Consider the following 8,725-nt stretch of genomic DNA (forward strand, 5'->3'; position numbering starts at 1 on the left):
GGCCACGCCCCTCCCCCGCACCGTCCACCGCCCGGTTGGGCACCTGATCCGAAAGAGGTCGGTATGCCGCATCCCGTCACCGTCGTCCGTTCTCCGGCGCGTACCGGTCTGCTGATCGGCCGCTCCCACACCACCCGCCCGCCGGTGGGCGCCGACGCGGCGCCGATCGCCGTGGACCTCGGCAGCAGCCTGCTGCGGATCTGGCTGGGTCCGGGCCGGACGCTGAGCGTCCCGCTCGGTCACGGCCTGCGCAGCCCGGTCGTGCGGCGCGGACGGATCGTGGACGGTCCGGCCTGCGTCACCGAGCTGCGACGCATCCTGCGTGACCACCGCGCGGCGGTACCGGTCGGCGCGCTCGTGGTCGCCTGCCGGCCGGTGCTGGCCGCGCCGGCCGAGCAGGAGGCGACGCGCCGCGTGCTCGCCGCCGTCCTCGCGCCGTCCCGGCTGCTGTTCCTCGACAGCGTCCGGGCGGGCGCCATCGGCGCCGGCGCCGCCGCCGGCACCCTGCTGCTCGCCGACATCGGCGCGCAGCTCACCGAGGTGGCGCTGCTGGAGGACGGCCGGGTCGTCGCCGCCCGCCGCGCCGAGGTCGGCACCCGCGACCTGAACCACGCGACGACCGCCGGCATGCTCGCCGACGCCGCCGCCCGGCTGGTCCGTGAGCTGCGGCAGGACCCGGCGCTGCGGCCCCTGGTCCGCACCGCCCTGGCCCGCGGCGCGATCGTCATCGGCGACGGCGCGACCCGGCCGGCCGTGACCGCGCGCCTGGTCGCGAGGCTCGGCGCCGCCGTCCACCGCGCCGCCTCACCCCGGACCGCCGCCCTGACCGGCGCCGGCATGGCCGCTGTCTCGGCCCTGCGCCACCCGCACGACACCCAGCGCCGCCCGGAAAGGAGCGCCTGATCATGACGCACGCCCTGAACGACCGCACGGACACCCTGCGGGAACTGCTGGACCGGCAGTTCAACGAGTACACCGACCAGCTCACCGAGCTGACGCTGCACACGCGGCAGCCCGACCACGGCGGTCACGACCCGGACACCCTGCGCCGGCTGATCGAGGCCGCGCGCCAGGGCGTCGCGGACACCGCCCAGGCGCTCAAGCGCATGTCCGACGGCACGTACGGCGTCTGCGAGCGCTGTGGCCAGGACATCCCGACCGCCCGCCTGGAGATCCGGCCCGCGGCCCGCTTCTGCGTGCCGTGTCAGCAACGGCGCTGAGCACCGCACGGGGCTGTCGGCGCGCGCGCCGGCCGGTAGCGTCGTCCCCATGGACGTGGACGACGTCGCCGGCCGGCTCGGCGTGCCCGCCGAGGAGATCGACCGGGTGCGCCGGCTCGCCGGCGACCGGCCTTCCGCGCCGCTGCCCGCCCGGGCGGACGCGCCCGCGCTGCTGCGGCGGCTCGCGGTTCGCCCCGACGACGCCGCCGAGATCATGGCGGGCTGGCCGGACCCGGAGTCCCCACTGTGGACGCCGGAGCTGCGCTGGCTGCTCGACCGCTCGATCGCCCTGGTCCGGGCCGACCTCGGCGGCTTCGCCTGGCTGCCGCCGGGCCCGGCGCTGCCCCGCGACCGGGGACCGGCCTGGCGGCACCTCTACGCCTACGCGTACCTGGCCCTGGTCGACGTCGTCCGGGCGTACCACGACGACCACGGCGTGCCCGACGAGGTTTCCTGGGCGACGCTCGCCGACCTGGGCAACAACCTCGCCGTCGACCGGCGGATGCACGGTGAGGGCTGGCCGGTCATGCAGGCATGGCTGACGCTGCACGCGCGCGGCGGCCTCTACGAGCTGGGCCGCCTGCAGCACCAGCGCGGCGACACCGGCGCCCTCGACCTGCACATCCCCGACTCGGGGCCGCTGACCCCGGCGGCGGTCGACGCGTCGCTGGACCGGGCCCGGGCGTTCTTCCCGCGCCACTTCCCCGACGAGAGCTACACCGCCTTCTCCTGTGGCTCCTGGCTGCTCGACCCACAGCTGAGCGAATACCTGCCGGAGGACTCCAACATCGTCCGGTTCCAGCGGCGGTTCACGCTGGAGCCCTACCAGCAGATGGACGGGCTGGACGGCGACGTCGAGGTGCTGCGCTTCGTCTTCCGCAGCCTGAACACGCCGCTGGACCGGCTGCCCCGCCGCACCGTCCTCCAGCGCGCGGTCATCGACCACCTGCGGGCCGGCCGCCACTGGCAGTGGCGTCGCGGCCGTTTTCCGATGTAGTCACGTCCCGCGCCGGTCCGGCACCCGGCTGCCGCGCGCCAGCCAGTCGTCGAGGGCGGCCGGGTCGGTGAACAGCAGCACCGGCGGTCCGGCCGGGTCGGCCGCCCAGGCCCGCAGGCGCCGGCGCGCCCGGCCGAACCCGGTGACGTGCCACACCAGCACCGAGTCGAGGGACAGCACGCTTCCCCACGACTCCCGGTTGCCGTTGCAGATCTCCTCGCCGCTGGCCAGCCGCTGCCGCGTACGCCGCAGCAGCCGCCGGAACGAGACCCCGCGCGGGTAGTCCAGGCCGATCACCAGGTCGGCGCGGCCGAGCACCACGTCCCGCCAGCCGTGGTAGGCACCGTCGAGGATCCAGCGGTCACGTCGGCAGATCTCCGCGATCCGCCGTCGCTGCTCGGCGACCGGCACCTCCACCCAGCCCGGCTCCCAGAGCAGATCGTCCACCGGATACCAGGGCAGGCGGTAGCGCTGCGCCAGCAGCGCGGCCAGCGTCGACTTGCCGGACCCGTGGATCCCCTCGACCAGGATGCGGGCCGGGGCGGTCATGGCAGCAGCGTAGGCGCTGCCCGCATCCCGCGCGCCGGACGGTCCGTCAGTGCGCGACCGCGACCGCCGGATCCGCATCCAGGCCGGCGAGCTGCGACGGCCGCACCACGACCAGCAGCACCGCCAGCGCCGCCACCATCCCGCCGGCCACCACCAGCGCCATCGCCACCGCGCCGGTGCCGAGCACGCCCACCAGCGGCGCCGCCACCGCGCCCACGCCGAACTGCACCGCGCCCAGCAGGGCGGACGCGGTGCCGGCCGCCTCGCCGTGGCGGGACAGGGCCAGCGCCGGGTCGTTCGGCATGGCCAGACCCGCCGCCGCCAGCACCAACCACAGCGACACCAGCAGCGCGGGCAGCCCGCCGAAGCCGGTCGCGGCGAACACCAGCAGCGCCAGCCCGGCCACCGTGCCCCCCGCCAGCGAGGCCACCAGGATCCACTGGGAGGAGTAGCGGCGCAGCAGCCGCACGTTGTACTGGGTCGCGCCGATCAGGCCCACCGCGCCCGCCCCGAACGCCAGCCCGAACTCCTGCTCGTTGAGGCCGTACCCGTCCTGGAGGACGAACGACGAGCCGGCCACGTACGCGAACAGCGCCGCCATGGCCAGGCCGGCCACCAGGACCAGGCCGACGAAGACGCGGTCGCGCAGCAGCCCGCCGTAGTTCATCACTGTCGCCACCACTCCGCCGCGCTGGCGGCGCGCGGGCGGCAGCGTCTCCGGCAGCGCGAGCGTGGCCAGCACGACGAGCAGCACCCCGAAGACGGCCAGGACCACGAACACGCCACGCCAGTCCGTCCACCGCAGCACACCACCGCCGAGCGTCGGGGCGAGGACCGGCGCCGCGCCCATCACCAGCAGCAGCCGGGACAGCATGGTGGCGAACGCCGACCCGCTGAACAGGTCGCGCACCACCGCCATCGCGACCACTGCGGTCGCGGCGACGCCGAGGCCCTGCACGACCCGCAGGACGCCCAGGACGGCGACGTTCGGGGCGACGACGCACAGCGCCGAGGCCACGATGTGCAGCAGCAGACCGGCGATCAGCGGACGGCGCCGCCCGACCGCGTCCGACAGCGGCCCGATCAGCAACTGGCCGACGGCGAGCCCGGCGAGCGTCCCGGTGAGCGTCAACTGCACCGCCGCCGACGTGGTCGCGAAGTCCGCCACGGTCGCGGGCAGCGCGGGCAGGTACATGTCGATGGTCAGCGGACCCACGGCGATCAGCGAGCCGAGGACGAGCACGAGCCTCAGGCGCTGGCTGCGGCTCATCAGGTCACCCGGGGTGGGCGTCGGGGTGGCATCGGTCGTCTGGGGCGTCCCGGCCCGGTCGTGCGACCGGGCGCGGGAGGGTGCGGCACTCACACAGTGAGTCAAATGCGCCCCCGGTGATCACATTCCCGTCTCGGCGAGAGGTAACGCAGGTCACGCGCCTGCCCACCGGTGCGGCACGCCGCCGGGGCCGACGTCGCTGCCGGCGCCGGACGGGGACGAGGCGGCTGCGACGACCGCACGGCGGCCGATCCGGGGTGCCGGTCAGCGTTGCAGCACCTCGCCGAGCGCGGCCAGGTACGCCCCGGCCTGCGCCCCGTTCACGAGCCGGTGGTCGTACGCCAGCCCCAGGTCCGCCACCGCCCGCTCGCGTACCCCGCCGTCGCCGTCGAGCACGACCTCGCGGTGCACGTCCGGCACCGAGAGGGCGCAGGTGACGCCGGGCGGGATGATCGGCCGGGCCACCGTGACGCCGGGTGTGTCGTTGAGCGCGACCAGGAAGTTCATGCCGGCCATGTCCTCCTCGCGGAGCCGGCCGCGCAGCGCCTTCATCCGCAGCGCGACCACGGCGTCAGCGAGGTCGCCGAGGTCCAGTCCGGCCGCGTCGCGGATCACCGGCAGGAACAGTCCGGTGCCGACGTCCACGGTGAGCCCGATCGACGGCGCTTCCGCGTCGACCACCAGCCCGTCGCCGGTGAGCCGGGCGTAGAGGGCACCGAACCGCTCGTGCAGCGCGGCCACGGCGGCGATGACGACCTCGGTCAGGCCGACCGTGGCGCCGGTCTCGTCGGCGGCGCGGCGGGCATAGGCGAGCGCTGCCGTCACGTCGACGCGCATGGCGGTGAAGGCCACCGGGATCTCCCGGTGCGAGGTGGACACCACGTCGGCGATGCGGCGCTGCGCCGGTGGCAGCGGCCGTCCCGGCGTCGCCGTCCGCGTCCCCACGGCCTCCACCTGCTCCGGGTACGCCGCAGCGGGCGAGCCCAGCGGCTCTGGCGGGGCGGGCACGGCCGACTCGGGCAGGATCCGGCCGATGGGAGCGCCCGGGGCGCAGTCGACGCCGGCTGCCACGTCCTGACGCAGCACGCCGGCCCGCGTCGCCGCGAGTTCCTCGATCGCCTTGGACGTCTCGACCGCCGCGACCGGCTCGCCGGTCTCCACCGTGGCGCCGTCCGCGACCAGCCATTCCAGCAGCACGTAGCTGTCGTCGTTGGGGTTGAGCCGCGGTACGTCCACCGGGACGCCCGCCTGCGCCGCCGTCGTCGGAGCGGAGGGCGGCGGATCGACGGGTGACGGATCGGTGCGCGGAACCGGAACCGCGCCGGGCACGCCCGGAGACACGCCGGCCGGAGTCGCCGGGGCGTCAGCCGGTCCGCCCCGGTCGCCGGTCGCCACCGGCGCGGCGGGCAGGCGCATGATCCGGTCCAGGATCGCGTCGGTGCCGAGCAACACCGCCTGTTCCAGGTGCGGCGCGGACGGGATGACCCGGTCGGCGGAGCTGACCAGCTCGACCGGGCCGCGCAGCAGCGGCCACGCCTCGGCGTGCAGGCGGGCCGCGACCTCGCTCCCCCACGTGCCGCCCGCGGTGCTCTCCTCGGCGACGATCACGCCGTGCGCGCCGGCGAGCAGGTCGCGCAGGCCGTCCACGTCCACCGGGTAGAGCCGCGCCGGGACCAGCACCTCGACCGTACGTCCCCGCTCGGCGGCCCGCGTGGCGGCGGCGATCGCCCGGTTGGCGACCCCGCCCGGCGCGATGACGAGCGTCGGCGCGCCGGTGGCGTCCGGGTCGTGGACGCGGGCCCAGTTGCCGTCCGCGCCGCGCGACTCGAAGGCGAGGCGGTCGTCGACGCGGCCGTCCACGTACCGCCGCTGGGTGTAGAGGATCTTGTCCTCGAACAGCATCGCCGGTTCGTCGCGGCGCAGCGCGGCGGCCAGCACGTCGGCCGCGTCGTGCAGCGGGGACAGCTCGTACAGCGCGAGGTGCGGGATGCCGATGAAGTGTTTCTGCGGGCTCTGGCTGTGCGTCGCGCCGTAGCCGCGCCCGCCGCCGACCGGGCAGCGGATCACCACCCGCATCGGGGTGCGCTCGCCGTACATGGCGACGGACTTGGTGATCAGGTTGAGGATCGGGTCGAAGGCGAGACCGGCGAAGTCCCCGAACATGATCTCGACGATCACTGTGTCGCCGCACAGCGCCAGGCCACCCGCGACGCCGGTGATGCCGTTCTCGCTCAGCGGCGTCGACAGCACCCGGTCGGGGTAGGCGGTGGAGAGGCCCTGGGTCACCTTGAACGCCCCGCCGTACGGGTCGGCGACGTCCTCCCCCAGCAGCCAGGCCCGCTCGTCGGCGGCGAACAGCGCGTGCAGGGCACGGTTGAGGTTGCGGCTGACCCGTTCCGCGCGCGTCACGCCGCCGCTCCGCGCGCGAGTGGCCGGGCCAGCACCTCGGCCGAGACCTCCGCGACCCGCTGCCGGGCCCGCGCGTCGGCGGCCGCGAACCGCTCCGGGTACGCCTCGGCGTACCGCTGGAGCCAGTCGAGGCGGCGCAGCCGGTCGAGTTCGTCGGCGGGCCGGGTGTCGTCGCCCTTGCTGTGCGGGCCGAGCCGGACCGTGTGCTGCACGAGCACGTGCGGCGTCCGGGTGGCGCGGACCCGCTCGACGTGCGGCGCGGCGGCGGCGCGTACCTCGGTGAGGTCGAACGAGCCGGACTCGCTGACGGTGATGCCGAACCCGGCGACCCGGCCGGCGATGGTGCCGGCGAGCTGCGCGGTGGTCGGGGTGGACTGGGCGATCCGGTTGTGCTCGACCACGACGAGCAGCGGCACCCGCCACAGCGCGGCCATGTTCAGCGCCTCGTAGACAGCACCCTCGCCCCAGGTCCCGTCGCCGATGTACGCCACCACGATCGCGTCCTGCCCGGTGCGGTTGAGGTGCAGTCCCACGCCGACAGCGGCGGGCAGGCTCTCCCCCTGCACGCCGGTGGACAGGAACCGGTCCCGGCGCAGGTGCTGGCTGCCGCCGTACCCGTGGCACACCCCGCCGTCGCGGCCGAGCAGTTCCGCCAGCAGGCCCTCCGGGTCGCCGCAGTGCGCCAGGTAGTGCCCGTGTCCGCGGTGGTTGCTGAACACGAAGTCCCCGGTCAGCAGTGGGGCCAGCGCGACCGGGACGTACTCCTGGCCGAGGCAGGTGTGCGTGGTGCCGGCGAGGTGACCGTCGGCGTACAGGCGCAGCAGGTGCTCCTCGAAGCGGCGGATGAGCAGCCCCGCGTCGAGGTCGGCGTCGTCGAGCGGGGCCGGCGCGGCGCTCACTCCGGCACGCCCCGCTGGGCGAGCAGCGCGCGCAGGTCGCCCACCGACCGCACGGTCCGGATCTCCCGGGGCGTCAGCGAGATCCGGTACGCGTCCTCGACGGCCACGACGATCTGGAGGTGACGCAGGCTCACCCACGCGGCGGTGGTCGCGGGGCCGGTCTGCGCGTCGACCTGGTCGACGGGCAGTTCCAGCACGTCGGCGACGAGCCGCACCAGCCGGCTGGACATGCTCATACCTCGATGATCGTACAGGCCCAGTGGGTGCCCCGGCCCAACGAGATCAACGCGACCCGGTCGCCCTCGTGCAGCTCACCGGCGTCGAGCAGGCGGCTCAGCCCGAACAGTTGGTCCGCCGCGCCGAGATGCCCGTACTCGGCGGCCAGTGCCCGGTTGGTCCGCTCCGGCGGCACCTTGTGGGCCTCGGCGAGCGACGTCATGGCGCGTTCGTTGTCGGCGACCAGGATCAGCCGCGCCAGGTCGGCGACGGTGACGCCGGCCCGCTCGCAGGCGCGTTCGGTGACCCGCACCATCCGCTCGTCGAGGTGGCGGGCGTACTGCGCGAACTGCTCGGGGTCGTAGTCGAAGAACTCCATCACGTGCCACACGTCGCGGGCGGCTGGCGGCTCGGCGCCGGGTGCGAACGGCGCCGCGGCGCCACCGCCGTCGAGCCGGTAGAACCCGGCGTAGCGGCCGTCGGTGGCGGCCTCGGTGACCTGCCAGCGCAGCCGGGGGTGCCCGCGCCGGGCCACTGTGGCCACCGCGCCGTCGGAGAACACCATCGGCTGGGTCTCCATCCGGTTCCAGTACGCCTCGCAGGTCCGGTTGGCCGCGATCACGAGCGCGGTGTCGTACTCCGGGTGGGTGGCGAACTTGCCGGCGACGGTGTCGAGGCTGAGCACGCCGGTGGTGCACGCCTGGGTGAGCAGCACCGCTTCGGCGCCGGCCGCGCCGAGCCGGTACGCCAGGTCGGCGGCGGCGTCCCAGTAGAGGTGTTCGGTGAGGTCGGTGACGGCGAGCACCAGCAGGTCCACCCGCGCGGCGGGCAGCGTGGCGGCGTCCAGGGCGCGGCGGGCGGCCCGCTCGGCGAGGTCGGTCAGGCCGACGTCCGGCGCGGCGCGGTGCACCCGCCGGTAGCCGTAGCCGAGGACGCGGTTGACGTCGTCGGTGTACTGCGCCACCACGTCGGCGACGGGCGCCGGGTCGCCGAGCGCCTCACCGAAGGACACCAGCCCGAAGCTCATGCTCGACCGTCCCGCCGCAGATCCGCCGCTGCTTACCATTCCCCCATGCCCCGAGAGCATCTCACGTCCCTGCCCGGAACCCGTTGGCACGTATGGCGTTCCGCGTTGCTCCGGTCGGCCGGTTTTCCAGCCGGCGGG

9 protein-coding genes are annotated in these 8,725 nt (G+C 75.2%); 3 read left to right on the forward strand and 6 right to left on the reverse strand.

What is annotated here, in order from left to right; genetic code table 11:
- Positions 1 to 63: 63 nt before the first annotated feature.
- From BAW75_RS23900 to BAW75_RS23910, 3 genes are read left to right on the forward strand one after another with little or no spacing between them, the layout of a single operon-like run.
- Positions 64 to 903 (forward strand): rod shape-determining protein, encoded by an 840-nt coding sequence (locus tag BAW75_RS23900; protein ID WP_104114987.1) that lies wholly within the window; start codon positions 64 to 66, stop codon positions 901 to 903.
- 2 nt (positions 904 to 905) lie between these two features.
- Positions 906 to 1,220, forward strand: coding sequence for a TraR/DksA family transcriptional regulator (locus BAW75_RS23905; RefSeq protein ID WP_030501973.1), 315 nt, complete (start codon positions 906 to 908; stop codon positions 1,218 to 1,220).
- Positions 1,221 to 1,269: 49 nt separating this feature from the next.
- A complete protein-coding gene (locus BAW75_RS23910) occupies positions 1,270 to 2,217 on the forward strand; it encodes an acyltransferase domain-containing protein (RefSeq protein ID WP_104114988.1) in 948 nt (315 codons plus the stop codon).
- Here BAW75_RS23910 and BAW75_RS23915 read toward each other — a convergent pair whose 3' ends face one another.
- The 6 genes from BAW75_RS23915 to BAW75_RS23940 form a co-directional block, all read right to left on the reverse strand.
- A complete protein-coding gene (locus BAW75_RS23915; RefSeq protein WP_043324764.1) occupies positions 2,218 to 2,766 on the reverse strand; it encodes a P-loop NTPase family protein in 549 nt (182 codons plus the stop codon). It lies immediately after the preceding gene.
- Positions 2,767 to 2,812: 46 nt separating this feature from the next.
- The gene (locus BAW75_RS23920; RefSeq protein ID WP_104114989.1) at positions 2,813 to 4,036 is read right to left on the reverse strand and encodes a multidrug effflux MFS transporter; all 1,224 of its coding nucleotides are present in this window, start codon (positions 4,034 to 4,036) and stop codon (positions 2,813 to 2,815) included.
- A gap of 264 nt (positions 4,037 to 4,300) precedes the next feature.
- Entirely contained in the window at positions 4,301 to 6,445 is a 2,145-nt protein-coding gene (locus tag BAW75_RS23925) for a 2-oxo acid dehydrogenase subunit E2 (RefSeq protein WP_104114990.1), read from the reverse strand.
- Entirely contained in the window at positions 6,442 to 7,344 is a 903-nt protein-coding gene (locus tag BAW75_RS23930) for a thiamine pyrophosphate-dependent dehydrogenase E1 component subunit alpha (protein ID WP_043324767.1), read from the reverse strand. The genes BAW75_RS23925 and BAW75_RS23930 overlap by 4 nt, the downstream gene beginning before the upstream one ends.
- On the reverse strand, positions 7,341 to 7,580 hold the full coding sequence (locus tag BAW75_RS23935) for an acyl carrier protein (protein WP_223201113.1): 240 nt from the start codon (positions 7,578 to 7,580) through the stop codon (positions 7,341 to 7,343). The genes BAW75_RS23930 and BAW75_RS23935 overlap by 4 nt, the downstream gene beginning before the upstream one ends.
- Entirely contained in the window at positions 7,577 to 8,587 is a 1,011-nt protein-coding gene (locus tag BAW75_RS23940) for a 3-oxoacyl-[acyl-carrier-protein] synthase III C-terminal domain-containing protein (RefSeq protein WP_043324769.1), read from the reverse strand. The genes BAW75_RS23935 and BAW75_RS23940 overlap by 4 nt, the downstream gene beginning before the upstream one ends.
- Between the last annotated feature and the right edge of the window lie 138 nt (positions 8,588 to 8,725).

The organism is Micromonospora chalcea (assembly GCF_002926165.1).
Lineage (GTDB): Bacteria > Actinomycetota > Actinomycetes > Mycobacteriales > Micromonosporaceae > Micromonospora > Micromonospora chalcea.